The sequence below is a fragment of the Cyanobium sp. ATX 6E8 genome, assembly GCF_024346335.1.
In the GTDB taxonomy this organism is placed as follows: Bacteria; Cyanobacteriota; Cyanobacteriia; order PCC-6307; family Cyanobiaceae; genus Cyanobium_A.
The window spans coordinates 50658-77488 of record NZ_JAGQCT010000012.1; the positions used below are offsets into that span (position 1 = coordinate 50658).

At 65.6% G+C, this 26831-nt stretch carries 29 protein-coding genes and 1 pseudogene; 18 read left to right on the plus strand and 12 right to left on the minus strand.

The genetic code is table 11. The annotated features are described in order from the left end of the window. Positions 1-16: 16 nt before the first annotated feature. From KBY70_RS10565 to queA, 5 genes are all read left to right on the plus strand, one after another. Positions 17-1981 carry an AMP-binding protein gene (locus tag KBY70_RS10565; RefSeq protein ID WP_254988476.1) on the plus strand — a complete coding sequence of 655 codons (1965 nt, stop codon included), beginning with the start codon at positions 17-19 and terminating at the stop codon, positions 1979-1981. Positions 1982-2049: 68 nt separating this feature from the next. Next, complete coding sequence (locus KBY70_RS10570) at positions 2050-2493, plus strand: YlqD family protein (RefSeq protein ID WP_094560163.1); 444 nt, start codon at positions 2050-2052, stop codon at positions 2491-2493. A gap of 76 nt (positions 2494-2569) precedes the next feature. Then, the gene (locus KBY70_RS10575; protein WP_254988477.1) at positions 2570-3919 is read left to right on the plus strand and encodes a dihydrolipoamide acetyltransferase family protein; all 1350 of its coding nucleotides are present in this window, start codon (positions 2570-2572) and stop codon (positions 3917-3919) included. A gap of 13 nt (positions 3920-3932) precedes the next feature. Next, the gene (locus tag KBY70_RS10580) at positions 3933-5798 is read left to right on the plus strand and encodes an APC family permease (protein ID WP_254988478.1); all 1866 of its coding nucleotides are present in this window, start codon (positions 3933-3935) and stop codon (positions 5796-5798) included. Positions 5799-5814: 16 nt separating this feature from the next. Next, positions 5815-6939, plus strand: a complete 1125-nt coding sequence (gene queA / locus KBY70_RS10585; RefSeq protein ID WP_254988479.1) for a tRNA preQ1(34) S-adenosylmethionine ribosyltransferase-isomerase QueA — start codon at positions 5815-5817, stop codon at positions 6937-6939. Between the two features lie 140 nt (positions 6940-7079). Here queA and KBY70_RS10590 read toward each other — a convergent pair whose 3' ends face one another. The 3 genes from KBY70_RS10590 to KBY70_RS10600 form a co-directional block, all read right to left on the minus strand. Continuing rightward, entirely contained in the window at positions 7080-7679 is a 600-nt protein-coding gene (locus KBY70_RS10590; protein WP_094560166.1) for a superoxide dismutase, read from the minus strand. Between the two features lie 100 nt (positions 7680-7779). Then, positions 7780-8421 carry an FKBP-type peptidyl-prolyl cis-trans isomerase gene (locus KBY70_RS10595; protein ID WP_094560167.1) on the minus strand — a complete coding sequence of 214 codons (642 nt, stop codon included), beginning with the start codon at positions 8419-8421 and terminating at the stop codon, positions 7780-7782. 68 nt (positions 8422-8489) lie between these two features. Beyond that, on the minus strand, positions 8490-8846 hold the full coding sequence (locus tag KBY70_RS10600) for a phasin family protein (RefSeq protein WP_094560168.1): 357 nt from the start codon (positions 8844-8846) through the stop codon (positions 8490-8492). Between the two features lie 87 nt (positions 8847-8933). On the opposite strand from KBY70_RS10600, the gene KBY70_RS10605 reads away from it, so the two are divergent. Continuing rightward, a complete protein-coding gene (locus KBY70_RS10605; RefSeq protein ID WP_254988480.1) occupies positions 8934-10370 on the plus strand; it encodes an apolipoprotein N-acyltransferase in 1437 nt (478 codons plus the stop codon). On the opposite strand, the gene KBY70_RS10610 is transcribed toward KBY70_RS10605, so the two are convergent. From KBY70_RS10610 to KBY70_RS14575, 3 genes are read right to left on the minus strand one after another with little or no spacing between them, the layout of a single operon-like run. Continuing rightward, positions 10295-10750, minus strand: coding sequence for a FluC/FEX family fluoride channel (locus KBY70_RS10610; RefSeq protein WP_254988481.1), 456 nt, complete (start codon positions 10748-10750; stop codon positions 10295-10297). The two genes, KBY70_RS10605 and KBY70_RS10610, sit on opposite strands and share 76 nt — an antisense overlap. After that, the gene (locus KBY70_RS10615) at positions 10747-11100 is read right to left on the minus strand and encodes a fluoride efflux transporter FluC (RefSeq protein WP_409996053.1); all 354 of its coding nucleotides are present in this window, start codon (positions 11098-11100) and stop codon (positions 10747-10749) included. Before KBY70_RS10615 ends, KBY70_RS10610 begins: the two co-directional genes overlap by 4 nt. Next, on the minus strand, positions 10995-11333 hold the full coding sequence (locus KBY70_RS14575; RefSeq protein WP_409996054.1) for a DUF2811 domain-containing protein: 339 nt from the start codon (positions 11331-11333) through the stop codon (positions 10995-10997). The genes KBY70_RS10615 and KBY70_RS14575 overlap by 106 nt, the downstream gene beginning before the upstream one ends. 438 nt (positions 11334-11771) lie before the next feature. Between KBY70_RS14575 and KBY70_RS10625 the strand changes: the two genes are divergently transcribed. After that, the gene (locus KBY70_RS10625; protein WP_094560173.1) at positions 11772-11915 is read left to right on the plus strand and encodes a chlorophyll a/b-binding protein; all 144 of its coding nucleotides are present in this window, start codon (positions 11772-11774) and stop codon (positions 11913-11915) included. 95 nt (positions 11916-12010) lie between these two features. Here the strand turns inward: KBY70_RS10625 and KBY70_RS10630 are convergent, their stop codons facing one another. Continuing rightward, positions 12011-12661: a class I SAM-dependent methyltransferase gene (locus KBY70_RS10630; protein ID WP_254988499.1), complete on the minus strand. Its 651-nt coding sequence runs from the start codon at positions 12659-12661 to the stop codon at positions 12011-12013. A gap of 124 nt (positions 12662-12785) precedes the next feature. Here KBY70_RS10630 and KBY70_RS10635 point away from each other — a divergent pair, with 124 nt between their 5' ends. Genes KBY70_RS10635 through KBY70_RS10645 form a run of 3 tightly spaced genes read left to right on the plus strand, consistent with a single transcriptional unit; the run spans position 12786 to position 14901 of the window. Further along, entirely contained in the window at positions 12786-13739 is a 954-nt protein-coding gene (locus KBY70_RS10635) for an orange carotenoid-binding protein (RefSeq protein ID WP_254988482.1), read from the plus strand. Then, entirely contained in the window at positions 13736-14533 is a 798-nt protein-coding gene (locus KBY70_RS10640) for a fatty acid desaturase (protein ID WP_254988483.1), read from the plus strand. The genes KBY70_RS10635 and KBY70_RS10640 overlap by 4 nt, the downstream gene beginning before the upstream one ends. 41 nt (positions 14534-14574) lie before the next feature. After that, positions 14575-14901, plus strand: coding sequence for a hypothetical protein (locus KBY70_RS10645; RefSeq protein WP_254988484.1), 327 nt, complete (start codon positions 14575-14577; stop codon positions 14899-14901). Between the two features lie 183 nt (positions 14902-15084). Here the strand turns inward: KBY70_RS10645 and KBY70_RS10650 are convergent, their stop codons facing one another. Next, complete coding sequence (locus tag KBY70_RS10650; protein ID WP_254988485.1) at positions 15085-15516, minus strand: RrF2 family transcriptional regulator; 432 nt, start codon at positions 15514-15516, stop codon at positions 15085-15087. Positions 15517-15571: 55 nt separating this feature from the next. Between KBY70_RS10650 and chrA the strand changes: the two genes are divergently transcribed. From chrA to KBY70_RS10670, 4 genes are all read left to right on the plus strand, one after another. Continuing rightward, positions 15572-16930, plus strand: a complete 1359-nt coding sequence (gene chrA, locus KBY70_RS10655) for a chromate efflux transporter (protein WP_254988486.1) — start codon at positions 15572-15574, stop codon at positions 16928-16930. 793 nt (positions 16931-17723) lie between these two features. After that, complete coding sequence (locus KBY70_RS10660) at positions 17724-18434, plus strand: hypothetical protein (protein WP_254988487.1); 711 nt, start codon at positions 17724-17726, stop codon at positions 18432-18434. A gap of 153 nt (positions 18435-18587) precedes the next feature. Next, positions 18588-18812: a malate:quinone oxidoreductase gene (locus KBY70_RS10665; protein WP_254988488.1), complete on the plus strand. Its 225-nt coding sequence runs from the start codon at positions 18588-18590 to the stop codon at positions 18810-18812. Positions 18813-18932: 120 nt separating this feature from the next. Then, positions 18933-20270, plus strand: coding sequence for a chloride channel protein (locus tag KBY70_RS10670; RefSeq protein WP_254988489.1), 1338 nt, complete (start codon positions 18933-18935; stop codon positions 20268-20270). Here KBY70_RS10670 and KBY70_RS10675 read toward each other — a convergent pair. From KBY70_RS10675 to KBY70_RS10685, 3 genes and pseudogenes are all read right to left on the minus strand, one after another. Next, the gene (locus KBY70_RS10675) at positions 20237-20395 is read right to left on the minus strand and encodes a hypothetical protein (RefSeq protein WP_254988490.1); all 159 of its coding nucleotides are present in this window, start codon (positions 20393-20395) and stop codon (positions 20237-20239) included. The two genes, KBY70_RS10670 and KBY70_RS10675, sit on opposite strands and share 34 nt — an antisense overlap. Continuing rightward, positions 20396-21984: pseudogene (locus tag KBY70_RS10680) on the minus strand (IS3 family transposase). 166 nt (positions 21985-22150) lie between these two features. After that, positions 22151-22966 (minus strand): glutathione S-transferase family protein, encoded by an 816-nt coding sequence (locus tag KBY70_RS10685; protein ID WP_158217048.1) that lies wholly within the window; start codon positions 22964-22966, stop codon positions 22151-22153. A 540-nt stretch (positions 22967-23506) separates the two neighbouring features. Between KBY70_RS10685 and KBY70_RS10690 the strand changes: the two genes are divergently transcribed. The 4 genes from KBY70_RS10690 to KBY70_RS10705 all read left to right on the plus strand — a co-directional run bounded on the left by KBY70_RS10690 (position 23507) and on the right by KBY70_RS10705 (position 25294). After that, positions 23507-24280, plus strand: coding sequence for a hypothetical protein (locus KBY70_RS10690; protein ID WP_254988491.1), 774 nt, complete (start codon positions 23507-23509; stop codon positions 24278-24280). 187 nt (positions 24281-24467) lie between these two features. Further along, positions 24468-24614: a hypothetical protein gene (locus KBY70_RS10695; RefSeq protein WP_254988492.1), complete on the plus strand. Its 147-nt coding sequence runs from the start codon at positions 24468-24470 to the stop codon at positions 24612-24614. After that, positions 24607-24777 carry a hypothetical protein gene (locus KBY70_RS10700; protein ID WP_254988493.1) on the plus strand — a complete coding sequence of 57 codons (171 nt, stop codon included), beginning with the start codon at positions 24607-24609 and terminating at the stop codon, positions 24775-24777. Before KBY70_RS10695 ends, KBY70_RS10700 begins: the two co-directional genes overlap by 8 nt. Positions 24778-25123: 346 nt before the next feature. Then, positions 25124-25294, plus strand: coding sequence for a hypothetical protein (locus KBY70_RS10705; protein ID WP_254988494.1), 171 nt, complete (start codon positions 25124-25126; stop codon positions 25292-25294). Between the two features lie 918 nt (positions 25295-26212). On the opposite strand, the gene KBY70_RS10710 is transcribed toward KBY70_RS10705, so the two are convergent. Continuing rightward, positions 26213-26764 carry a hypothetical protein gene (locus tag KBY70_RS10710; RefSeq protein ID WP_254988495.1) on the minus strand — a complete coding sequence of 184 codons (552 nt, stop codon included), beginning with the start codon at positions 26762-26764 and terminating at the stop codon, positions 26213-26215. Between the last annotated feature and the right edge of the window lie 67 nt (positions 26765-26831).

Consider the following 26831-nt stretch of genomic DNA (forward strand, 5'->3'; position numbering starts at 1 on the left):
CGCCGCCCCTCTCGCCATGGCCCGCGCCGTCTCCCCCGCTGAGATCCACTGGAGCGCCAGCCGTCGCGATCAGCAGGCCCTGGCCCGTCGCAGCGACTGGAGTCAGATCACCGGCCTGGAGCAACTGTGGCCCGTGCTGGCCGAGCGCCATGGCGAGGCCCTGGCCCTGGAGGCACCGCACGCCTCCATCCCGGAGCAGCTCAGCTATCGCCAGCTGCACCAGCGCATCGAGCAGGCTGCGGCGGCCTTCGCCGGCCTTGGGGTGGGTGCGGGGGATGTGGTGGCCCTGTTCGCCGAAAACGGCCCCCGCTGGCTGCAGGCGGATCAGGGGCTGATGCGGGCCGGCGCCGCCGATGCGGTGCGGGGCAGCGCCGCGCCGCTGGAGGAGCTGCGATACATCCTCGACGACTCCGGGGCCGTGGCTCTGGTGGTGGAGTCGGCGGCGTTGCTGGAGAAGCTCGCCCTCGAGAACACCCGGCTGGCCCGGCTGCGTTTCGTGCTGGTGTTGGAGGGCGAACGGGGTGAGGGAGCGCCGCCGGTGCCCTGCCTGAGCTGGGGCGAACTGCTCGAGCGCGGGGCGGCGGCGTTGGCCTCCGGCACGCCGGCCCCGCCCCCGCCAGGGGACGGAGCCCGCCTCGCCACGATCCTGTACACCTCCGGCACCACGGGGCAGCCCAAGGGTGTGCCCCTCAGTCACGCCAACCTGCTGCACCAGCTGCGGCACCTGGGGGTGGCCGTGGCTCCCCGGCCCGGTGACCGCGTGGTGAGCGTGTTGCCGATCTGGCATTCCTACGAGCGCAGTGCCGAATATTTCCTGCTGGCCTGCGGCTGCCGGCAGACCTACACCACCCTCAAGCAGCTGCGTGCCGATCTGCAGCGGGTGCGGCCCCACTATCTGATCAGCGTGCCGCGCCTGTGGGAGGCCCTGCTCTCCGGCTTCGACGATGCCCTGACGGCGATGCCCGCCTCGCGGCAGCGGTTGCTACGGGCCGCCCTGGCCAACAGCCGCGCCTACGGCCAGCAGCGTCGCCAGGCCTTCGATCTCACCCTGACGCCAGAGGGCTGGCCGGCCCGGGTTGGAGCCGCGGGGCTGGCGCTGTTGCGCTGGCCGCTGCACCGGCTGGCGGCGGCGCTGCTTTGGCCCAAGGTGCGTCAGCAATTGGTGGGCGGGCGGTTGCGCACCGCCATCAGCGGCGGTGGCGCCCTGGCCCTGCACGTGGATGGTTTTTTCGAGGCGATCGGCATCGAGCTGCTGGTGGGCTACGGCCTCACCGAAACCAGCCCGGTGCTCAGCTGCCGCCGCAGCTGGGCCAACCGCCGCGGCAGTGCCGGCCAGCCGCTGCCGGCCACCAGCCTGCGGATCGTCGATCCCGAAACCGGCGCCCTCCTGGCCCTTGGCCAGCGGGGCCGGGTGCTGGCCCGCGGCCCCCAGGTGATGGCGGGCTACTGGCGCAAGCCTGAGGCCACCGCTGCGGTGCTGGATGGCGAGGGTTGGTTTGATACTGGCGATCTGGGCCAGTTGCTGCCCGATGGCTCCCTGGTGCTCACCGGCCGGGCCAAGGACACGATTGTGCTGAGCAGCGGCGAGAACATCGAGCCCGGCCAGCTGGAGGAGGCCCTGGTGGCCAGTCCCCTGATCGAGCAGGTGATGCTGGTGGGCCAGGACCGCAAGCAGCTCGGCGCCCTGCTGGTGCCCAAGCCCGAAGCCCTGGCTGCCTTCGCCGCAGCCGCCGGCCTCATCACCCAGGTGGACGGCGACCCGGCGGGTGAGGCGGCCCTGCTGCGCGCCCTCACCCGCGAGTGCAACCGGCTGCTGGCTGCTCGCCCGGGCTCCCGGCCCGATGAGCGCCTGGCCGGGGTGGCCTTGGTGGAGCCCTTCAGCCTCGACAACGGCCTGCTGACCCAGACCCTCAAGCAGCGCCGCGACCGCATCGCCGCTCGGGATGGCGGCGCGATCGCCGCGATCTACACGCCCCGGTGAGGTGCGGCCAACCGACCGTTGACCCCCGCCCGCCGCGCTGACAGCCTGAATGCTGCTTTGCATCCCCCATGGCTGACGGCTCCCTGACGATCAAGCGCACGATCACTGTGCGTGCCGTGGTCACACCCCGCTGGAAAGAGGATGCTGAGCGCGAGCTGAGCAACGCCATCGCCAACGTCGACGGTCAGTTGTCCCAGCTGGAGCAGGAGGGTCAGCAGCTGGTCGACGAGATCCGTCGCCAGAGCGCCAATCCGCTCGATCCGCGGGTGCAGGACCAGGTGGCTTCGGTGCAGCAGCAGGTGGCCGCCAAGCGGGCCGAGCTGGAAGAGCAGAAGCGTCAGATGCTCGAGCAGCAGCGCCAGGTGCGGGAGCTGGAGATGGAGCAGATCGTGGAGCAGGGGCAGATCGAAAGCCTGTGCGAGGTGAAGGTGGGCGACAACCTGGTGGAGAAGCTGCAGGCGGCTGTGCTGGTGCGCGATGGCGTGATCGAGGCCATCGAAGCCGGCGCCTGAGCAGCTCCACTCGCCGAGCCCAAGACCCCCAATCAGGAGCCACGTAAAATCCGCCCAACTGCGCGGCAGACCCCCGTTGGCAACCCACGAAATCTTTATGCCGGCCCTCTCCTCCACCATGACGGAGGGCAAGATCGTGGAGTGGCTCAAGAAGCCGGGCGACAAGGTGGAGCGCGGTGAATCCGTGCTGGTGGTCGAGTCCGACAAGGCCGACATGGACGTTGAGTCGTTCAACGAGGGCTTCCTGGCCGCCGTGTTGATGCCGGCCGGTGGCACAGCTCCGGTGGGCGAGACCATCGGCCTGATTGTGGAAACCGAGGCCGAGATCGCTGAGGCCGCGGCCAAGGCCCCCGCCGCTCCCGCGGCTGCGGCTGCTCCCGCACCGGCTCCCGCTGCGGCGGCTCCAGTGGCAGCTCCTCCGGCTCCGGTGGCGGCTCCACCGGCCCCCGCTCCCGCTCCAGTGGTGGCGGCTCCGGTGGTGGCCCCCGCGTCGACGGCCAGCGGTCGGGTGGTGGCTTCCCCCCGGGCCAAAAAGCTCGCATCCCAGCTGGGCGTTGACCTGGGCGGTTTGCGCGGCAGCGGTCCCCACGGCCGCATTCAGGCCGACGACGTGCTCGCCGCCACCGGGCAACCGATCACGGTGCCCCGGGTGGCCGAGGACTCGGGTCCGGCCGCCGTGGCGGCTGCCGGCGGTAACGGTGCAGCCCCGGCGGCTCCTGCGCCTGCCGGTGAAGCCTTTGGCCGGCCCGGCGAGAGCGTGAGCTTCAACACCCTCCAGGGCGCGGTGAACCGCAACATGCTCGCCAGCCTGGCGGTGCCTTGTTTCCGGGTGGGCTACACCATCACCACCACCAAGCTCGACGCCTTCTACAAGCAGGTGAAGCCCAAGGGCGTCACGATGACGGCCCTGCTGGCCAAGGCCGTGGGCGTGGTGCTGGCCCGCCACCCCCAGGTGAACGCGGCCACCAGTGCAGATGGCAGCGCCATGGCCTTCCCCGCCGCGGTGAATGTGGCGGTGGCGGTGGCCATGGAGGACGGCGGCCTGATCACCCCGGTGCTGGCGAATGCCGACAAGACCGACATCTATTCGATGGCCCGCAACTGGGCTGATCTGGTGAGCCGCGCCCGCAGCAAGCAGCTCCAGCCTGAGGAATACAGCACCGGCACCTTCACCCTGTCCAATCTGGGGATGTTTGGCGTCGATCGCTTCGACGCGATCCTGCCCCCCGGCACCGGCGCCATCCTGGCGGTGGCGGCCTCTCGGCCCACCGTGGTGGCCGGCAAGGATGGCTCCATGCGCGTGGCCAACCAGATGCAGGTGAACCTCACCTGCGACCACCGCACCATCTACGGTGCCCACGCTGCCGCCTTCCTCAAGGATCTGGCCCAGCTGATCGAGACCAACCCCGAAAGCCTGGCGCTCTGATTCTCTTGCGACTGTGAATCAGCCTGCAGCCACCGCTCTGATCCGCTGGCTGCTCGGCAGGCCTCTGCCGAAAGCTGCCGCTGCCTCCGAGCGCCTGCCCAGCGTGCAGGCCCTGCCGATCCTGGCTTCCGATGCCCTGTCTTCGGTGGCCTATGCCACGGAGGCTGCCCTGGGGGTGCTGGTGCTGGCCGGCAGCCAGGCGCTGCGGTTGTCACTGCCGATCACCCTGGCGATCATCGCCCTGATTGCCATCGTGGTGGCGTCCTATCGCCAGACGATCGAGGCCTACCCCCAGGGCGGCGGCTCCTACGTGGTGGCAAGGGAGAACCTAGGCACCGGCCCCTCCCTGCTGGCGGCTGCCGCCCTCTTGGTGGACTACACCCTCACGGCGGCGGTGAGCCTGATGGCCGGCACCCAGGCCCTCTCCTCGCTCTGGCCAGGGCTACTCCCCTATGAGGTGCCCCTGGCGCTGCTGTTGCTGCTGGCGGTGGGCTGGGCCAACCTGCGCGGCCTGCGCGAAGCCGGCCAGGCCTTCAGCATTCCCACCTACGCCTTTGTGGTGATGGTGGCGTTGCTGGCGGTTTTTGGCCTCCAGAACCTGGTGGTTGCCCATGGCTTTACCCCCGACGCCCCGCCGGACATCCGGGCCGTGGAGCCCCTGGGTCTGTTTCTGGTGCTGCGAGCCTTCAGCTCCGGTTGCTCGGCCATGACCGGCATCGAGGCCATCGCCAACGGCGTCTCGGTGTTTCGCGAGCCAGCCGCGCGCCGGGCCCGCGCCACGATGCTGGTGATGGGACTGATGCTGGGGGCCATGTTCCTGGCCGTCAGCGGCCTGGCCTATCTCTACGGGGTGGCGCCCGACCCCGATCGCACCGTGCTGGCCCAGGTGGGCATGCGGGTGTTCGGTGCCGGCAGTGGGCTGTTCTGGGCGCTGCAGATCACCACCCTGCTGATTCTCACGCTGGCGGCCAACACCGCCTTCGCGGGCTTTCCGCGCCTGGCGGCGATGCTGGCCCAGGACCGCTTCCTGCCACGTCAGATGGGCTGGATCGGCGACCGGCTGGTGTTCCAGAACGGCATCGCCGTGCTGCTGGCGGCCACGGCCCTGATCATCCTGGTGTGCCGCGGCGACACCACCGTGGCGGTGAACCTGTACGCCCTGGGCGTGTTCATGGCGTTCACCCTTTCGCAGGCCGGCATGGTGGTGCGCTGGTGGCGCCGGCGCGGTGCCGGCTGGTTCGGTCGGCTGGCCATCAACGCGTTGGGGGCCTTCACCACGTTGGTGGTGCTGCTGGTGATCGTGGTGAGCAAGTTTGCCGAGGGCGCCTGGACGGTGGTCATCGCCATCCCCCTGCTGGTGTGGTTGCTGGCCAGCATTCGCCGCCGCTATCGCCGCGTCTACGCCGCCATTGCCTTGCCTGTCGATGCCCAGAGCAGCGTTGTTCTGCCCCAGCGGCGCGATCCGGTGGGCAACCGCAGCATCGTCTGGATCGCCTCCTTCTCCCGTCCCTCCCTGGATGCTCTGCGCTACGCCGCCACGGTGTCGGATCAGGTGACGGCGGTGTGGGTGCGCTCGGAGGGCGACGACATCGAGCTGATCCGCGGCGACTGGCAGCGGCTGGTGGGCGAGTCGCCCGGCATCAGCCTGCGGATCCTGGACAGCCCCTTTGCTTCTCTGATCGATCCGTTCGTGGCGTTTGTGACTGGAGAGCAGCAAGCCCACCCGGAGGTGAGCCTCACGATCGTGATGCCGATGGCGATCCCGCGCTATCGCTTTGATTCCCTGCTGCTCAACCAGCGCGGCATCAACATGCACCGGGCGCTTGATGCCAGCGGCAACCGGGTGTTCACCCTGGTGCGCTACTACCTGCCGGCATGAGCCAGGGCCTGCTGCCATGAGCGATCCCGCCGATCTGCGGCTCTCCAGCTACGACTTCCAGCTTCCCGAGGAGCGCATCGCCCAGCAGCCGGTGGAGCCCCGCCATGCCGCCCGGCTGCTGGCGGTGGACCCGCCCGGGGTGGGCCCTGCTCCCCTGGCCCGCCACCTCACGGTGTGGGAGCTGCAGCAGGAGTTGCAGCAGGGTGATCTGCTGGTGGTGAACGACACCCGGGTGCTGCGGGCCCGCCTGGAAGCACGCCGGCCCAGCGGCGGTGCTGTGGAGCTGTTGGTGCTGGAGCCCTGGCAGGGTGGCCAGGGCCAATGGCTCTGCCTGGCGAAGCCCGCCAAGAAGCTCCGGCCGGGCGATTGGATCGAGGTGGTGGCCGATGGCCAGCCGCCCCTGGCGGTGCAGGTGCTCGGCAGCGACCCCACCACCGGCGGTCGCATCGTGCAGTTTCCGCCGCAATATGCCGATGCGGCGGCCCTGGAACCGCTGCTGATCCATTACGGCGCCATCCCGCTGCCGCCCTACATCCACGAGCACGACGCTGCCGACAACGAGCGCTACCAGACCCGCTATGCCGCTCGCCCCGGAGCGGTGGCTGCGCCCACGGCGGGCCTCCACCTCAGCGACGCCTTGCTGGCGGCGATCCGGGAGCGGGGCGTTGAGCTGGCCACCACCACCCTGCACGTAGGCCTGGGCACCTTCCGGCCGGTGGAAACGGAAGATCTGCGCCACTTGGAGCTGCACAGCGAGTGGGTGGAGGTGAGCCCGGCGCTGGTGGCCGCGGTAGCCGCCTGCCGGGCCCGCGGCGGCCGGGTGATCGCCATCGGCACCACCTCGGTGCGCAGCCTCGAAGCCGTGGCCCAGCTGCACGGCGGCGAGCTGCGGCCCCACACCGGCCCCGTGAATCTGGTGATCCAGCCCGGCTATCGCTTTGCCGTGGTGCAGGGCCTGCTCACCAACTTCCACCTGCCCAAGAGCTCCCTGCTGCTGCTGGTGAGTGCCCTGATCGGTCGCGAGCGCCTGTTGGCGTTGTATGCCGAGGCGATCGAGCGCCAGTATCGCTTCTTCTCCTATGGCGACGCCATGTGGATCGCGCCGGAGGCGGTGCTCAGTTCAGCCGCTCCATCGCTTTAAAGGGCCGGAGCTGCCAAGAACCTCAAGGCAGGATTACTGCTGGCCTGCTGGCCAGAGAGGGAAAGAGGGGCCAGCAAAAAGCCCCCGGTTGGGGCCGGGGGCTGGGCAGGGCTGGCTTCAATCAGCCGAGCATGTGGGGATCAGGCAGCAGCCAGGTTGGCAGCCACGAAGTCCCAGTTCACTAGCTTCTCGAGGAAGGTGGTCATGTAATCGGGGCGGCGGTTCTGGTAATCGAGGTAGTAGGCGTGCTCCCACACATCCATGGTGAGCAGGGCCTTCTGGCCGTGGGCCAGGGGCAGGTCGGCGTTGGGGGTTTTGATGACCTTGAGGGTGCCGCCATCGAGCACCAGCCAGGCCCAGCCGCTGCCGAACTGGGTGGCGCCGGCGGTCTTGAACTGCTCGACGAAGGCTTCAAAACTGCCGAAGTCAGCGTTGATCTTGTCGGCGAGGGCGCCGCTGGGCTGGCCGCCGCCACCGGGCTTCATGCACTGCCAGTAGAAGCTGTGGTTCCACACCTGGGCAGCGTTGTTGAACACACCGGCCTTGCTGGCATCGCCGGCCACGGAGGTGATGGTGTCTTCCAGGCTCTTGCCGTCCAGGTCGGTGCCGGCCACCAGGTTGTTGAGGTTGGTCACGTAGGCGGCGTGGTGCTTGCCGTGGTGAAACTCAAGGGTGGAGCGGGAGATGTTGGGCTCGAGCGCATCGAGGCCGTAGGGCAGCGCGGGCAGCGTATGGGCCATGGATGGGAAACAAAGGAAGGGGGCAGGGTGGATTGGCGCAGCACAGAATCAGCGCAACCCACCAACCAGAGTAGGCATCTTAACGATTGCGTTCTGCGGCTCAGCCGCCGATGCGCAGCAGTTCGACCTCGAAGGTGAGGGTGGCATTGGGGGGAATGACGCCGCCGGCGCCGCGCTCGCCGTAGGCCAGATCAGGGGGAATCACCAGCTTGCGCTTGCCGCCCACCTTCATGCCGGCCACGCCCTCATCCCAGCCCTGAATCACCCGGCCACCGCCAAGGGGGAAGGAGAACGGCCCGCGGCCGTAGCTGCTGTCGAATTCGCTGCCGTTGGCCAAGGTGCCGCGGTAGTTCACCACCACCGTTTCACCGGCCACGGCTTCGGCGCCATCGCCCACCACCAGATCGGTGATGCGCAGGCCGCTGGGGGTGGTGCGCTCCTTGGGAGCGTTGAGCTCGCCCCCGAGGCCGCTGGCCTGGGCGATCTCAGCGCCGCTGGTCTGGTCGTTGTCGCTGGCCATCACAAAAAGGGTGGGGTTGGGGTCGTCGGGGTCCAGTTCGAAGCGGCTGGTCACGGCCGGCCTGGCCGGCGCGTTGGCTGGAGCTGGGCTGGACAGCACGGCCGCTTCGGCAGCGCCACCGGGGTTGGCGGCCTGCACGGTGGTGGGATTCACCAGTTGGCTCACCAGGGCCAGCAGCAGGCAGGCCACACACACGGCTGAGCTGATCAGGATGTCGCGCATGGGACCCCGCAGGTTGATCCGATTCTGCCGGGCAGTCGGCTGGCGTGCTCCCTTCAGTCGGGACTGTCTCAGTCGGGAATGTCCACTTCGGGGGGGGCTTGGGCTGGTGGTTGCTGGCGCAGGCCCCGCTCCAGACGGTCAATCCGGCCGCGCAGTTCATCGAGCTCCCGCTGCCGGGCCAGGCCCAAATCCTGCAGCAGCTGGTCTTTGTTGCGCTCCAGCTGGCGCTCGGCCTGCTGCTCCAGTTCGGGCGTTTCGCCCCGTAGGGCCTTCAGCACGTCGTCCACCAGGGCTGGGGCCTGGCTGGGATCGAGCTTGCCGCTGCGCACCCAGGCCTGGGTGACCGTGCGCAGTCGCTCCGACACCAGTGAGGTGGTGCCGAGGCCACGCAGCAGCAGCTGTTGGAGCGGGTTGTTCGGATCCATGGCGGCAATCGTCCTGCTTCACCCTGGCGCTTCCTACGCTCACTGGCCATGGGCAATGACCGGCTAGGGGGGTGGTGGCTGGCCGGGATGTCCGGGCTGCTGGCGGGGTTGGCGCTGCCCCCCCTGGGGCTGCCGCCCCTGCTCTGGCTGGCCCTGGCGGGGCTGTGGGCCCTGCCGGGCTCGGCGATCGGGGCCCGGGGCGGGGCCCTGTGGGCAGGGGCGGCCGTGCTGGTGAGTCACCGCTGGTTGCTGGGGCTCCACCCCCTCGACTGGATCGGCGTGCCGGGCCCCTTGAGCTTTCCCCTGGCCGTGCTGTTGCTGGCGATCTGCGCCCTGGCGGGGGCTGGCTTGGTGGCCCTCTGGGTGGCCCTGGCCCAGCGCTTCGACCCCCGCCGGTTGAGCACTGCCCTGCTGCTGAGCGCCGGTTGGGGGCTGGCGGAGGTGCTGCTGGCCAAGGGGCCGCTGTTTTGGCTGGGGTTGGGAGCGGCGGCGCTCCCCGGCGACCGACCCCTGGCAGGCCTGGCCGCCCTCGGCGGCAGCGGCCTGCTGGCCACCTTGCAGCTGCTGATCGGTTGGGGCCTGTGGTGCTGCGCGACGGTGCCCCAGCCCCGGGCCTGGATCGCTGCCACCGCTGCTGGCGTGGTTCTGAGCCATGGCCTCGGTGCAGCCGTGCTGGCGGCGCTGCCCCTAGGCCTGCCTGCGGGGCAGACCAGCTCCGGCGTGGAGCGGGTGCTGGTGCTGCAGCCGGCGATCCCCACGCGCCAGAAGTTTCAGTGGGCCCAGCAGCAGCGGTTGCAGCAGCGCTTAACGGCGGCGCTGGCGGAGGCGCAACAGCGCCGGGTGGATGCAGTGCTGCTGCCCGAGGGGGCCCTGGGGCTCGAGCCTGAGCTGGCGGCGCCGGTGCCGGTCGAACTGATCAGTGGTGGTTTCCGCTGGCAGGAGGTGGCCGGGGAGCCGCAGCAGCGCAGCGCCCTGCTGCGCATGGCTCCGGGGGAGCAGCAGGCCAGCAGTTGGCTCGACAAGCATCGGCTTGTGCCCTTGGGGGAATGGGTTCCCCTGGCGGGGCTGGGGCGATGGAGCGGTTTGTCGGCCGTGGGCGGCATCGAGCCGGGAGCGGCATCGCGGCTCCTGCCCCGGCCAGCGGGGGCCATTGCCGGGGCCATTTGCTACGAGCTCTCCGATGGTGCCGCCCTGGCCACCGCCAGCCGCGCTGGGGCGGGCTGGTTGCTGGCCAGTGCCAACCTCGACCCCTATCCCGCGCTGTTGCAGCAACAGTTTCAGGCCCTGGCCCAGCTGCGGGCGATTGAGACGGGCCGCTGGCTGGTGAGTGCGGCCAACACTGGCCCGAGTTTGTTGGTGAATGCCCGCGGCCGGGTGGTGGCCTCCCTGCCAGCGGGTCGGCCAGCCACGGGCGTGTTTGCCGTGCCCCGCCTGCAGACCCTCACCCCCTACGACCGCTGGGGCGAGGCTCCCTTGCTGCTGCTCGCCGGAGCCGCGGCGTGGCAGCGGCGGCCCAGGGCGTGACCCAGGGCCACCAGCACCAGGCCGCCCAGCAGGCTCGCCACCAGCACCAACAGGCTGTCCCAGGCTTCGCCAGCCCGCAGGGCCCGGGCCAGTTGCAGCATCCAGGAGGAGAAGGTGGTGAGGGATCCGCAGAAGCCGATGCCGGCCCACAGCATCAGCCGCTTGCGCCGGACGGACTGGGCCAGCACCAGGCCCAGCAGCAGGCAGCCCAGCATGTTGGCGATGAAGTCGGCTCCCACCAAGCCGCGCAGGCCGCCGACTTCCGCCGTGCCGATGGCCTCAAGGCGCCAGCGCAGCAGGGCCCCGGGGATCGCTCCGGCGGCCACCAGGGCTAGATCGCGCAGGTCGCCACGGAGGCTGCGGGCGGGGGTGGTGCTCATGTCTCGGCCCCCAGGGAGAGGCCCGTCAGCATCGCCAGCAGCCCGCCGGCCACCGAGCCCCCGGCCAGCACGGCCGCTTCGCGCCAATGCCTGGCCACCAGCTCCGCCCGCAATTCGGCCGAGAAGGTGGAAAAGGTGCTGAAGCTGCCCAGAAAGCCGGTGCCGATCAACAGGAGCACCCGGCGGGATGCATCACCACAACTCTGCTCCAGGCCCACCATCAGGCCGAGGGCGAAACAGGCAATCAGGTTGACCCCGAAGGTGCCCCAGTGCCGCCTGGGCAGCACCGGTTCGAGGTGATCGACGACCCGGAAGCGCAGCCAGGCGCCCGGGACAGCGCCGATGGCCACCAGCAGGGCGTCAGCTCCTGGCGGCGAAACAGGCCATCGAGGTAGTGGCGGGCCACAACGCGGTCCTGGCAGCCGTGCTGGAACAGGAAACCGGCCAGGGCGGCCTGCATCAGGCGGTACTGCTCCCACTGGGGATGCAGCCGGACAAACTCCCGCATCGCGTCGTACAGGTCTTCCGGAAACTGGTTTTCGACCGAGACGGAGTTGGGGGGGTGGTCCGGGATCTGGAGCATGGAGGCGGTGGCCTGAGCGAGCCCCCATCAGGCCACGCCACTGGCACCGCCGTCAAAGGGCGTCCCAACAGGCGAGTCCGGCAAGACCCACAGCCCCCAGGCCCGGGCCCCAGGCGCTTTCAGGTTTTTTTCCAGTTTGGCGCGAGCTCGGAAGTGGCCTGCGCAGAAGCGTCAAGGGGCCGGCCCGTTTTCCCCATCCCCGGACTCAGACGGGTGATGGACGGGGCCCTTCCGCCTCTCCATCCCTGTGGAAAAGGCCTCTAAAGATTGGGGAGAAGCGACCCGGCCTGGGGAAAAGATCACTGCTCAGCAGTGGTGATCAATCCCAGGCGGGTCAGCAGGAGCGCTCATCACCGGGGGCCGGGGCCAGATGCACCCACCACCAGCTGCTTCAAGATCTGTTACGATCACGTCAAGTTTCGTAACCAACGAACATCCATGGCTGATTCCGCTTCCCGTTTCGGTTTTGTTGCCTTCGCTGAAACCTGGAATGGTCGCCTGGCCATGCTCGGTTTCGTGATCGGCCTCGGCACCGAGCTGCTCACCGGCCAGGGCATCCTGGGCCAGGTGGGTCTGGGCTGAGCCCCTCGGGCTTCGGCCTAACGAAAAGCCCGGCCAGCTCTGCTGGTCGGGCTTTTTTGTGCTGATTCAGAGCCTGCCGGTCTGATCGGAGTCGCTCACTCCGCCTTGGCAGCGATCACGGCAAAGAAGGGATCGCCCTTGCCGCCGATCCAGCCGAGCACCCCTGGAGCCGGGGTCTCTTCTGCCAGCAGCTGGGGCTTCGACCAGCCCTGGGCCAGCAGCACCTTCGCCACGGTGGCCAGATGGTCGCGGTCGCCGCCCTCGGTCCAGATCTGGGGGGCTTTCTGGAAGAACATCCGGTTGCTGAAGGCCACGATCACCTCGCCCCGGGGCCGCACCACCCGCAGCAGTTCGGCGGCCACCGCTTCCGGTTGCTGCAGGTACTGCCAGCCGGCCACGATCAGCGCAACATCCACGCTGTTATCGGCCAGGGGAAGATCCTGTTCGGTGTTGAGGTTTTGCACCCAGTGGCGATCGAACCGGGGGTTGGCCGCCAATTCTTCGGCGTTGAGGCCGTGGCCGATCACCTCCTGGTTGGAGAGCTCTTCGGGCAGATGGCTGACCCAGCTGCTCATCAGGTCCAGCACCACCGCGCAAGGCGGGATCCGCTCGCGATACAGGCTGGTCAGGCGTGCCCGGAAACTGGCATCAAGGTGATGCACGAACCGCGGATCGGCGTAGAAGAGGGCGTCGTCGGAGCGATCGAGCTTGTCGCGATCAGCGTCGCTCAGCACGGGAACAGGCACAGGCACGGGAGCGGATGGCGGCACGGTCTAGGTGGGCCGGGCCGCAAATCAGATGCGCCTTACCAGGTGGGACCGAGTGAGGCTAGAGTTTGCAAATCTCTTTAACAATTGGGAGTGACGGCGCATGTTCACGCTTGAGAAAGCCACCCAGATCTTTCCCGACACTATGTCGGCCGACGTTGTGCCGGCCATCACGGCCCGTTTTCGGCTGCTGAGCGCCGAAGACCAGCTGGCGCTGATCTGGTACGCCTACCTCGAGATGGGCAACACCATCACCGTCGCGGCCCCCGGTGCTGCGCGCATGCAGTTTGCCGAGCCCTTGCTCAACCAGATCAAGGCGATGAACTTCGCCGAGCAGAGCGCGGTGATGTGCGAGCTCGCCAACCGCACCGACACCCAGATCGGCCGCACTTACTCCTGCTGGTCGGTCAATATCAAGCTGGGCTTCTGGTATCAGCTGGGTGATTGGATGGCCGCCGGCCTGGTGGCGCCGATCCCCGAGGGCTACCAGCTCTCGGCCAACGCCTCCGCCGTGCTGAGCTCGGTCAAGGGCGTGGATCAGGGTCAGCAGATCACCCTGCTGCGCAACTTCGTGGTGGACATGGGCTACGACCCCGCCAAGGGGGAAGGCCAGCGCGTGATGGAGCCGATTGCCGCTCCCACGCCCGAGGAGCAGCGCAAGCGCGTGTTCATCGAGGGGGTGATCAACCCCACGGTGAACAGCTACATGGACCTGCTCAACGCCAACGACTTCGACAACCTGATCGACCTGTTCCTGGCCGACGGCGCCCTGCAGCCCCCCTTCCAGAAGCCGATCGTCGGTCGCGACGCCATCCTGCGCTTCTTCCGCGAAGACTGCCAAAACCTCAAGCTCCTGCCTGAGCGCGGTTTTGCTGAGCCAACCGAGGGAGACTTCACCCAGATCAAGGTCACGGGCAAGGTCCAGACCCCCTGGTTTGGCGCCGGCATCGGCATGAACGTGGCCTGGCGTTTCCTGCTCAATCCCGAGGGCAAGATCTACTTCGTGGCGATTGACCTGCTGGCCTCCCCGGCTGAGTTGTTGAAGCTGGGCCGTTGAGCAGGGCTTTGCGCCCCAGCCAAAGCCGCCTGAGCAGCACCACCCATCGCGGTCTGCTGCTCGCCGCGGTGATTTTGCTCGCCTGGCTCGCTTCCCTGCTGGGGCTGCTCAGCCTCGATTTGGGCCGGCTGCACGGGGCGGCCCTGGTGGCTCTGGTGGTGGCGTCCACGCTGGGGAGAACCCTGCTGCAGACCGGCCTGTTCATCGTTGGTCACGACGCCATGCACGGCGTGCTGGTGCTGGAGCGGCGGGGCTGGAATGATCGCCTGGGTGCTGTTGCCCTGGCGCTCTATGCGGCTTTGCCCTACGTGGCTTGCCGCCGCAATCACCAGAGCCATCACCGGTTCACCGCCAGCGCGGATGATCCTGATTTCCATGGCGACCCCCGCGCCGGAACGCTGGGTTGGTACCGGCGCTTCATGGCTGGTTACCTTTCGGCGGGCCAGATGATGCGGCTGCTTGGCGGCTGGGGCTTGTTGGCGTTGATCGCCGGCCGGATCCAGCCCGCGGGCTGGATCAACGTGCTGCTGTTCTGCACCCTGCCCCTGCTGCTCAGTTCGCTGCAGTTGTTTGTGTTCGGCACCTATCTGCCGCACCGGCGCCAGCGGCTGCCGCACCAGCAGTCCCAGCCCGACAGCCTCGATCTGCCCCCCTGGCTTTCGCTGCTGGCCTGCTTTCACTTCGGTTACCACCGTGAGCACCACGACAGCCCGCATCTCGCCTGGTTCGAGTTGCCCGCCCAACACCGCCGCGCCCGCCCGTCTCGGCGGGACCCAGGGCTCGCGGCAGCCTGAACCCCCGACTAATGTCCCTGCCAGGGCGCTTAAATCAAATGATGGAGACCATGCTGGAGGGATGGACGGAATCGGAACAGGCCGTCGCCCGCGATGCCTTTGACCGCGCCTACGGCAGGGCTGTCGACCAATTGGTGGCGTCGGTGCAGGCCCAGGCAGTGGCGCTGGGCTCCGCCGAAACCGTGTGGGAGCTCCACGATTTTCTCAGCATCGAGCGGCACACGATTGAAGGGCGGTTTGATTTCCGCCTCGACGGCATCCTGTTTGTGTTTGCCAGTTTGGTGAAGGAAAGCCTGCTACAGATCGACGAACTGGCGGGTCTGGACGCTGAAAAATTGGCCAAGATCGAGGCCATGTCTCGCTTTTAGGCCCTGCTGTCTCCCCGCTTTGGCTGCGTCGGCACCGGTGGCGGTATGGGTTGCTGGAGCACCGGCAACAGGCTGTTGATGCCGAGCATCACAAAGGCAAGGGCTCCCACCAGCGCTAGCAAACGTAGCCCCCAAGGCCGACCTTGGTCGATGAGCCAGTCATCATCGGAATCGGGCATGGGCCTAGATGTAAAACATCGGCTGCGGCTGCCTGAGGGCATCCCGCTCCCGCAACAACTGGGCCAGTGAGGTGGAGGCGAGCAAAGTCTCTCGGGCCTGCTCTAGTTTTTGCTCAAGGGCCGTGAGCACCAGGAACGTGGCGTCGCCAAGATCGCCCTGCCGTTCGCTGTTGCGGCTCCCTTCCAGAACGTTGACCACGTCGGCAACGGTGATGCAGTCGGGATCCCTGGCGAGCTGAAAGCCCCCTCGTGGGCCGCGGATGCTGGTCAGCAGGCCGACTTTTCGCAGGTCGGTGAGCAGTTGCTCGAGGTAGCGCTCTGGGATGCCATGGCGCCGGCAGATCTCCCCGCTTTGCACCAAGGTGCCTGAGGGATAGGCTGCCGCCAACTCCATCAGGGCGACGAGTCCATAGTCGGTCTTGGCGCTGAAGCCCATGGCCGGGGATGGTCAACCGTCATTGTGTCAGCCCAAGACCGGTGGTATGGATGCAATGGCAGCTGACCCCGTGGATCCCCAGCGTCAGGTGGACCCTGCTCCGGTGAGCCTGGCCGATGCCAGCCGCTTCTGGCTGCAGCTTGGGGTGGTGAGCTTCGGTGGACCCGCCGGTCAGATCGCCCTGTTGCACCGCGAGTTGGTGGAACGCCGCCGCTGGCTGAGCGAGCGGCGCTATCTGCACGCGCTCAACTACTGCATGCTGCTGCCGGGGCCGGAGGCCACCCAGCTCGCCACCTATCTGGGTTGGTTGATGCACGGCGTGCCTGGTGGCCTGATTGCCGGAGGGCTGTTCCTGCTGCCCTCGGTGCTGGTGCTGACGCTGCTCTCCAGCGTCTACGTGCATTGGGGCCAGTTGCCCCTGTTGGTGGCGGTGTTCGCGTTGCTCAAGCCAGCGGTGCTGGCGATCGTGGTGGTGTCGGCCTGGCGGCTGGGTCGGCGTGCGCTGCGCTCGTTTTGGCTCGCCGGCATTGCGTTGGCTGCCTTTTTGGCCCTTGCGGTGCTGGGTCTGCCCTATCCCTTGGTGGTGGGTGTGGCGGCGCTCACGGGTGCCCTGGTCGGCCGCTGGCGTCCCGAGGCCTTGCTGCTCCCACCGCCGCTGGGGCCGGCCGTTGCAGGGCTGGTGCCAGGGCCGGCCCAAGCGCTGCTGCAGCCTGAGCCCATCCATGGCGATCACACGCCCACGCCAGCCCACGCCCGCTTCAACCGGCGACGCCTGGCCCGCACCCTGCTGATCTGGGCGCTGGCCCTGATCCTGCCCCTGGCGATGCTCACCGCAATGGCCGGCTGGAATGGCACCCTGCCCCTGATGGCCCGCTTCTTCACGCGGGTGGCCCTGCTCAGCTTCGGCGGGGCCTATGCGGTGCTTCCCTACGTCGCCCAGGGGGCGGTTGAGCAGTTTGGCTGGCTGTCGGCGGCCCAGATGGTTGACGGCCTGGCCCTGGGGGAGACCACGCCGGGGCCGCTGATCATGGTGGTGGCCTTCGTGGGCTTCATGGGCGGCTGGACCACCGGTGCCGGGGCTGTGGCCGCCACCCTGGTGACCGTGTGGTTCACCTTTCTGCCCTCCTTCGGTTTCATCCTGGTTGGCGCCCCGCTGGTGGAGGCCAGCCGAGACAACCTCCGCATCGGCGCACCCCTCACCGCCATCACCGCTGCGGTGGTGGGCGTGATCGCCAGCCTGGCCCTGTTCTTTGCGGGCCCGGTGCTCTGGCCAGCCGGGCGCTTCGATGCCGCGGCGGCTCTCGTCGCCGGGCTGGCGATGCTGGCTCTGGTGCGATGGCATTGGAGTGTGCTGCAGCTGATTGGTGTGGCCGCAGGCCTGGGTGTGTTGATGCAGTTGCTGGCCCCGCGTTGAGCGCGCCAAGCCAACGCCTCATCGCCTCGACAGAAAGGCCTTGGCCTGCTTGAGCTCAGCACGCTCCGTGTCGGATCCGGTGGCCAGGGCCAATAGTTTCCCGTAGTCATCACGGGCGGCCTGAGGATGACCCGTGGCTTGCGCGGCGCCGTCAATCCCACGGAAGCGATTGGGATTCCGCTTGAGGGAGCGCTCAAACTCGCTCAGGGCTTGCGATGGTCGACGGAGCCAGGCTGGTGAAAAGTAGGAGGGCGCATGCCAGCTTTCGCTGCTGCCGCTTTAGCCTCTCAAAGAATGTCGTCTTGCTCTTGCTGCGAAACTGATCGTCATTTGCCGCGTTGCTGCACTTTGGCGGCCTTTTCGCCGGTGCTGCCGGTGATTGGATCTGGCAATATGGGAATTCTTGTCATTTCACTGCTTGATTCATAACATCAAGCTTGGCGAGATTGAAGTCACCTTTTCTGGATATTAATGCAGCGGGATCTTTGTGATCAACGACCGCTGGCCTCACCGCTGCGATGGGTACACCCTTTTGGTCCGATCGTGTCGCCGAGTTCCATCCAAAGGGTGATGCCTCGATGGCCCCACGCTGGCCCTAGTCTTCCGCACCACACGGGCTCGTGGCTCATGGCTAAATATTACTATCGATGTATTGCGAATTGAAACGGGTTTTGCGCCTGCCGGGTATTTGTTACGTCTTGACTCTCGGGCAGCGTGACGTGCTTTTGGGATTGGTGGATCTATAAAATGCTCTCGCGTCTTCCCATTCTTTGAGGGCGCCATTGCCCCTGGTATGGATTTCGCCACTGCTGCTTCCGCGCCTGACCCCAAGGCACCGCTAGCTAAGCAACGCCAGTGGCTGGAGCTGCAGCGTCTCGCCTTTGCCAACGACCAAGCCGAGATGCGCTTCGAAAGCGAGGCCCTGGCCGATGAGATTGGTCTGACGGTCAACCTCACCTGCTTTGAGCCCCGGGAGAAGCATCAGGCGTTTGCCCATAAAGCCTCCTTACTGCTAGCCGGCGACATGGCCGTCAGTGCTGCTGCCTATGTGCCCTTGGTCGCCAGCACCGAGGACTACAGCGAAAGCACCCTTGGGATTCCATATCAAGGTGGCACGCGTTATCGGATTGAGGGACGCGATTGGTTTGATCGGGCCGGCCATCAGGCCATCTACCTCCCAGGTCAGGCTTATGAAGTGGAAACCGACCACTTCAATGGCCTGCTGTTCAACCTCAATCCCCAGCGCCTGGTTCAAACCATTGGCCGGGAAAGCAAAGGCCGGATTCCGCTTGAGCTGGCCGAGCGTTGGGTGGAGCGGCCCGTGCCGATCAATCTGTGCGATCCGCGCATGATCCAGCAGCAGCGCATCATTGAGAGTGGTCTCGATACCCTGGCGAGCAACAGCGACACTGGTTTGGGGCACCCCTATTCATCACTGGCACTTGGGCTGGAAACATTGGTTTATCAGTGCAGTGCCCGCATGCTGCTGATTTCCCTAAACTGAGCCAATCTGCTCTTGGTATAGACCCCACTACTGGCAATACGAGCTGAGTTCGTTGGCATTGAGGCCAGCAGTCTTCAGCGCCACCATGAATTTGTCGGCAGCACTCCCTGCAACTGCTAAGCTTCCATCTAGTTGTAGAGGGTGACCACGTGGATGCCCAACTCCTCTGAAATCCGAGCTTCGCCTGGCGCTTCCACGGCCACCTACATCATGGTCAGCATGATTGAAACGTTCCTGCGTGATGAGCTCATCGGCGATTGGAAAGCGAAGATGATTGAGATCATTCCCTCCCATGGGCACGATCTCAAACAGGATGCGGCGATGTTGACCAAGGTGCGCGCTGAAACAGCTGAGATCCTTGGTTTGCAGAATGCTTGATTTGTACTGATTCGACCCAGGAGGCACGCTGATCGACCTGTCCAAACCCCTGGTGCTCGATCCCGGCAATGCCTGCTTCCAGCGCTGGAAGCAGGCGCGGCATGGCACGGTGGCCGTCCCGTGACTCCGGTTCGTGCTCCGGCAGCGGTTGCCCTGGCTGGCTGGTTGCTGCTGGGGCTGTTGTTTGGGCTGCTGATGTGGCCCTATCAGGCCCTCTCAGAACTGGGCTTCCTGTTGCAGCGGGGGCTCTGGCTGGCGGCTCAACCCCGGCCGCTACTCGGCTGCGTGGTGGTGTTTGCGGCCACGAGCCTGCTGGTGCTGCTGGCTTGGGGGCCGCTGGCCGCGGGCCGCGGTGGCGGCACGACGGCGCTGCTGGCCCTCGATCGCGCACCCCAGGCTGAGCGCACTGCCCGGGAGGCGCTCTGGCTGCAACAGCTCAGCCTCGCCACCCAGCTGCGGCGGCTGCCCCTGATGCTGCTCACCCACCTGGGCGGCTTGGCGGTGGGGGTGGAGTCGCCCTCGGTGGCGCTGGGGGCGAGCGTGCTGCTGGCCATCCGCCGGCGCTGGCCTCGTTTTCAGCTGCTGGCTGCCCTGCCGCCGCAACTGGTGGCCGTGATCGGCGGCGCAGCCGGGCTGGGGGCGGCGTTTCGCTCCCCCCTGCTGGGGGTGGCCTATGGCCTGGAGGAGCTGGGCCAGCGCAGCGGTCTGCCGCTGGTGCTGCCAGCGCTGCTGCTGGCGGGCAGTGGCACCCTGCTGGCCACCACCACGGGCCAGCCGGCCCGTCTGCCGGGCCTGGATCTCGGAGCCCTGGCACCGGAGCTGTGGGGCTGGGTGGTGCTGCTCACCCTGGTGGGAGCCGCTGGAGGAAGCCTGTTCGTGCGCTTGCTGCTGCCCGCAGCCGCCTGGGTGAAACGCCTGCTGGCCAAGCGGCTGCTGGTGGGTGCCCTGCTGCTGGCCGCCAGCCTCACGCTGCTGGCGTTCGTCAGTGGCGGCCTCAGCCTCAACGACGGCTCCCTGTCGCTGGCGGCGGCTCTGAGTGGTGAATCCGTGGGCTCCCCGCTCCTCTGGCTGTGGCGCCTGCTGGCCAGCGTGCTCAGCCTGGCCCTGGGGGCCCCCGGGGGGCTGATGCACGACAGCATGAGCCTCGGCGCCCTGCTGATCAGTCCGCTGCAGGGCCTGCCCGGGCTCACCAGCAACGACCTGGCCCAGCTGGCGGCGGTGGGGGCCACGGCCCTGTTTGCCGCTGCCCATGGCGCGCCGCTGTTCTGCGCCGCTTTTGTGTTCACCCTGCAGGGGGACCCGGCCCTGTTGCCGCTGTTGTTGCTGGTGGCCGCGATTGCGGCGGCCCTGGGCGAGCGCTGGCGTGGCGAGGGCTGGAACGACCACCAGGTGCGGGTGTTGCTCGAGGCGAAGCCCAGCGCCCCTCAGAACCCGAGCGCGACCCCATCGAGCCGGTGATCCACGGCCTGCTGGGGATTCATGCCCCGATCGAGGGCGTTCACCAGGATCTCGGTGAGCCCATGGGGGTGGGCGTTGCCCTCCGGATCGGTAGCTGCCAGAAAAGATGACGCCTCTGCTGCCATTCAGGCAACCAACATCAACGTAGCTGGATCTGGCTCGATTTCTGGTGGCGGCGGGTTGATCCACACCACCTCCGGCTGACGCCAGCACCGGACTGATCGTGACCAGCGGCGTGGATACCTCTGGCGTGCCTGTTCGTAGACGGCAGCCCGGTGACGGCAGATCTCCACGGCATCACCGTTGTGACGCTGATGGGGCGTCACGAACTTGATCCCGCTGTGGCGATGCCGGTGGTTGTACCAATCAACAAACGCCGCCACCCATTGGCAGGCAGTCTCCACGCTCGTGAATGGCCGGCTCGGGTAGTCAGGACGGTATTTGGCCGTCCTGAACAGCGATTCCGAGTACGGGTTGTCATTCGACACCCGTGGTCTGGAGAAGGATCTGAGTACTCCCAGCTCCTCCAGGCGGCTCTCGAGTGTTGCGGCCCGCATGGCATTGCCGTTGTCGGCATGCAGAACCAAAGGCTGTTTCCGGCCCTTACTGATCCGTTCGCGTAGGCAGGCCCTACTCACCAGATCCGCTGCAATGGCTGGATCTTCCCGTTCGGCGACATCCCAGGCCACCACCTTGCGGCTCCACACGTCGATCACCAGGTAGAGGTACAGCCACACGCCACGCACGGTGGTGGGCAGGTAGGTGATGTCCCAGCTCCACACCTGGTTCGGCCCTGCGGCACGCAGGCGTGGAACCGGTCTGGGCTCTTGTGGTGGCCGGGCACGTCCCCGCCGGTGAGCCTGGCTGTTGGCGTGCAGCACTCGGTAGAAGCTGCGCTCTGAACCGATATACAGGCCTCGATCCGCGAGCACCGGCACGATCTGTCCGGGCGGCAACGCCGCGAATTCCGGCTCGTTGCAGGCCAGCAGGATCCTCTGACGTTCCTCCTCGCTGAGGCGGTGGGCCACATGGCGAGGACTGCCCTTGCGACGGTCCACACCGCCCCCATCACCCGCAAACTGCCTGCGCCAGCGCTGCAGCGTGGTGAGCCCCACGCCCAGTAGCCGTGCCAGCTCGCTGGCACGGGCACCACCTTCAATGCCTTCATCGAGGATCTGCAGAGCCTTCTGGCGGTCGGTGGGCGAGGTCAATCGTCCCCGTCCTCTCCCCAGAAGGCCTGAATCTTTTTTGAGGCGATCAGCAGTGCTGCCGCCTCCGCCAGAGCCTTCTCCTTCCGCCTGAGCTCCTGCTTGAGCCGCTTGATTTCCCGCTGGTCCTGGGCACGGAGCTTCTCCAGATCCTTCTGCTCTTTCAAGGTGAGCACTGGCTTTTCATTGGCATCCTGGGATGCTTGGCGCCAGCGGTCCACCTGCTCCGGGTACAGACCCCGCTCCCGGCAGTAGGCGCTGAGTTCGGTGGCATTCAACCCAGCGGTTTCCAGCACCACCGTGAACTTGTCGGTGGAATCCCATCCCTCTGGTTCCTTTTCGGATGCCGGCACCACCTCTCCTTGCAACCGCCAGGCCTTTCTCCAGTTGTAGAGGCTGGCCACGTGAATGCCCAGCTCTGCTGAAATCTGGGAAACGCTCTGGCGGTTCGGCGGAGTCATACGCCTCCTCACATCAGCCTTAAAGGCCTCGCTGTAACGACGCATTGCCCTGCTCCATCAAGCCCCCTGGTGAAAAAAGTGGTCGGGTTGGAGAGGCGTCAACTTTCCTGGCAGAGGGGGGATCCACGGCGCACACGTAGCTGGCGTCGCCGGTAATCTTCAGTTGCGGCTTAGATTGTGAACCGTTCCTGGCATTGCCGTGGAGCTATGTCTAATCGTGGATGACCAGCGGGGTGTGGCGGGCTGCGATGACGGCCTGCACAAAGCTGCGCTTCTGAAAACGGGTCCAAATGTTGGCTGATTGAAACCCTGTTCTTGTTTGGAAGTGCTGCCACCACTGACGGATATCGTCCCGTTCGAGCAGCTGGAGCTCGTCGGTCATGCTGAGACGAGCCAGTAATACCGCCACCACGATGTCGGCCCGGCTGAGACGATCCCCAAAAAGGCCTGCTCCAAACTGTGGTGCTGGCAGAGCACAGAGATAAGCGTGCACCTGCTCGCGCATGGATTTCAAGGTTTGGGCTGGTGGCACATCGGTCAAGGTCGCCAACCGCTCACGATCCTGCTGGGCTTTGGCCCGCAGGGATGCGCCACCGTCAGCTGCCTGCTCCGCCCTGGCCTCAAGGCTTCGGCTCAGGCCCCCTAGCACCCTCTTCACAACTGGAAGGAGCAGGGGCTTGCTCACCAGCAACTTGCTGAAGGTGAGGTTTTCGATCGAAATGGCGTAGTGGTCAGTTACAACCTGGTCAATCGCTGGCGCCAACCCCGCATCAGCATCCAGCCAATTCGCGCCGGCCTGGTGAGCGCTGAAAGCGAGGATGTCGGCGCTGTCGGTCAGCAGCAGTCCGGGGCCACGCAGCGTGGGCACCGTCATATGGGGGTTGAGCTGGCGGTAGGCATCGCTCAACTGCTGCTTGGCGATGTGGATATCCAGGAGTCGACTGATGGTCGCCACCCCCGCTTCTGCCAGTGCCAACCGCGCCACCATCGAGTAGTAGGAGGGGGCAGCATGAAACAGCTCCAGCACGGGTCTCTCCAGATCGACCTGAGTGTGATGTACGGGGCTCCTGAATGCCAGGCTCACCACGTTGGGGCTGTGGCTTGGCTCAAAGCGCCCCATGCGCTCCGATGCAGCACACACAAAAAAACCCAGGCTGGGCCTGGGTTCTCTCGATGGAGCCAAGCGGATTCGAACCGCTGACCCCCTGCATGCCATGTAGAGGGCTGAATGGCTGTGATCGCAGCCAGCACAGTGGCTCTTAGGGTTTGTTGCACTTTGTTTTGCACCAAACCCTGCACCAAAATCTGGTGGACCCTTACGGCTCTCCTCGCATCCACGCAGCAAGTGGCCCAGGCGGGTGAGTAGATGCGTCGAACTGTGCACCGGCAGGTGGCAGGCGTCTGTCGTTCGGTGCATGCTTGACGGATTGGTCTGTATGTGGCGGTGGCCTTTGCGGTGCTGTTCCTCTTGGTCTTGGTCGCCGGGTGGCTGGTGGCCAGATTCTTGTGGGGGTCGTCTCGCGGCCCAGCAGTATCTAGTAGCTCTGTCCGATACGGCATGGAGCCCATGGGCGACCCTAAGTCGTTCTCACGAATAGACCTGGTTGACGACTCTGCTCTTGCAGATGCGATTCGAGATGCGGAGATTGCGGTTGGAGATCTTTCTGCTCACCAGCGACTCCTTATTCAGTCGTTTGTAAGCGCTCGACGTGTGATGTTTGAATCCTTCGAGATTGCCGAAAAAACACAAGATGAGATTACCCGTGCAAGTCGTCTTGAAGTTGCAAAGAAAAGCCTGAATCAGCTTGAGAAGCTTTCTTTGATGGATGAGTGTCCCTTGAGTTTGACCAACTCCAGGGATCTATGGAATGAATATTACAGGCTTTCTGCGGTAGTTGCTCCGGTTGTTCCAGAAGAATCGGATGTTGATATTTCTTCTTTCATTGGTAGAAGCTGGGGAGATGTCCTGGCCGAATTGACAGGTGGAGCCAATCTTGTTGATGGCAGGCAGACTTGGGAGCTTGCTGATGAGTACAAGCATGATTTATCTAAGATGTTGGAGTGCTGTAAGGCAGAGCTTTTGACTTTGGAGAGGGCTGGGCAGCTCCCTGCTCCGTTTTATTTTGAGCGAGCTGCCATTCTGTTCAGAAAAGTCAAGCAGTATCAAAAGGAAGTCCAGCTCGTAGAGCTTTACCTTGCCGCTGCAGATGCGTGGAGGCGCGCAGATCCGTCAGGGAGGCGAACTGTTTTAAGCGCTCGTCATCTGAAGTTAGAGCAGCGTCTCGATAAGGCCAGGCAGCTCGCTCAAAAGCAGCAGGCCAAGCTTGAATCGTCTGATTGAGATTCGCGCTTATTAGCGCCGCTAGTCTGTTGTTGTAAATGCCTCAGGCGTTATGGACAGTATTGCGCGCAAAGGGCCCGTATTGAGCAGGATGCTGCTCGAAAAAAGTGATATTGCTGAGCTGCAGGCTGAAGCTCGACTGGAGCTCCTTCAGCTTGATGATGACGTCCCATCTGTGCCGTCTCCGATGGCCAGTGCCCAGGCCCGCCGTGCTGCTGTTCTGGAGGTGGCGGATCAGATCCAGATGCAATCCGGGTCGCTGCTCGATCAGCAGGCCGCAGCACAGCGGGAGATACGGCAGCTCACCGACCTGATGGAGGTGCCCCATGGCTGAATCCGTGATTGATGCGGCGCTGCGGATCAGTGATGAGAAGCGCCAGATGGAAGCGGCCCAGCAGGACATCCGCATCCTGCGCGCATTGCTGAGTGTGCCGATCAGTGATGAACACCGGCAGGAACTGATCGCTGCGCTGCGTAAGGAAGGGGCGCTGAGTTAATGGCTGGCCCCAGCGTCATCCATCAGCGGCAGCAGGAGGCGCTCCGGATGCTGGGTGAGGGTTATGGTTGCACTGAGCTGGTGACCGCTCTGGCCGATCAGTGGGGGTGCTCACGCCGGACTGCGCGCCGATACGTCTACAAGGCTCACGCTGAGCTCGTGGATGACCTGGAGCACGTCGAGAAACACGACATGCTGGCCGCCTGCGTCAACCGTCTAGAGCGCATCGCCCGCAAGGCAGAGAAGGCTGGGCAATTTGCCGCCGCCGTAGGGGCAACCCGGTCGCTGCTGGATTTATCAACACGCTCTAGCCATCACCGCCTAGCCATGGGCAGGTTTGGCATGCCATGACGCTGATTGATTCCTTGCTGGCCCTGGAGCGCGCCGCCGCCGATGTGGAATCATTCATTCCCGCCGATGCGGATGATGCGGCATTGGTAGAGCTGCTGGATGCATGGGGGCCGCCACACCAGCCGCACCCGAGAGCTGCAACTGCTGGATTGGGTTGCATGGATTAGAGACTGCGGCCAACGATGGGAGCGCCGGGCAGACCCGCATCCATCAGGTGAGGCCATGGCGGAATTGCTGCTGAGATGGGCGGCCCCGGTGTCCAAACCTGCTAGCTCCTAGGTGCCCTGCCCCTAGCGGCGGAGGTCAGCGTGGGGAGATCCTGGTACGAGACCCACTGAGGGTCTTATTCCTTGGGTTTCCGGTCGTATTTCTCCCAGTAGGTGTGGTCGTAGGGAGCCCCTTCCTGTTCTTGCACTATTCCAGGTTCTCCGCTCAGATCTACGCCTTGTTTTTCAGCGATAAGCCTTAAGTATTTTCGGGTTTTTAGATCCGGCAGACCCAGAGAAGCAAGTAGGGCCACAGGCCCAAGCAAGAAGCCTCCGACCCCCCATGCACTCCCATCGTGCCCCTTCGCCTCAGCTACTGAATGGGCGTACGAAGCGAAGACGATTGCAGAAGCCAACCCCAAAAAGAAAAGCAGCCCTGTGTCCACGAAACAGCCCTGAAGAGACTTCAGTCTTGCCAGGCCAACTCAGACTGTCCACAGAAGGAAGTCTGAAGATGCCACTCTCCCCCAGGAAGCCCTGAGATAGGTGGGTGCAGGGCTGATCCGTTGCAGGGTTTGGTGCATTGTGCAGCCCCTCTGGGCCGTCAATCCCAGTGATGCCACTGCTTTTAGAGGATCTGACCACCTGCAGGGTAGGTAGGCGGTCTAACGGTCTAACGGTTGGCTGTGTTGCAGGGTTAGGTGAGATCGCTTGCTGCTACTGGCTTTCTAACCTTCTAACCCTTCTAACGGTAAAAGTAGTAAGTAGTAGAGAGAGTCGCCCTTAATAGGGGTGTGTTGGTGATCCAGCGTTAGACCGTTAGACCGTTAGAAAGCCCGGCAGCACTAGGTTTTCGCCTAACGCTGCCGGATTCAACCGTTAGAACCCAGCAGCAGCCCATGGCACGGTCGTGGCCTTGTGGGTTCTCATCACCGGGAAGTGCACCGGCCCAGCAGCATCGGCACCGGGCAGATCCCGCAGGCGCTGAGCGTGGCCACCTTTGCACCACTTGGTGTTGCCGTAGATCGGTGCCAGCAGGTCAGGGCTGTTGGCGATCACCAGCCCGTGATCCGTTGCCTTGATGCCACGGCGGCCCAGTGCTTTGCGGGCCAGTTCAGCCTCATTGGCTCCACTGGGGCTGCGGGCCAGCTCCAGCAGCTCGCGGATGCTCAGCCTGCCGGTTCCCGTATCTGATCGCCATTGCTCCTCATGGCTGAGCAGCCTTGCGAGGCATTGGGCGCCCTCTGCCGCCGCTGATTGCTCAGGGGCTGCATCCACACCCAGGGCCGCTGCTGCATCCCAGCCGACGCGATCCAGCCATGCCTTGGCCTGCTGCTCATCCACCTGGGCCGTGCTGAGCAATAGGTGGGCGCCGGTGACGTGACCCCCTTTGTTGGTCCAAGCCTTATGAGAGTTGGTGGGTGTGGTCATGCGGCAACTCCCTGTTGAGCTGCCTCCAGGGGCGTACGCCCCTGGAGGGCCGAGTGCGGCCTGAGAG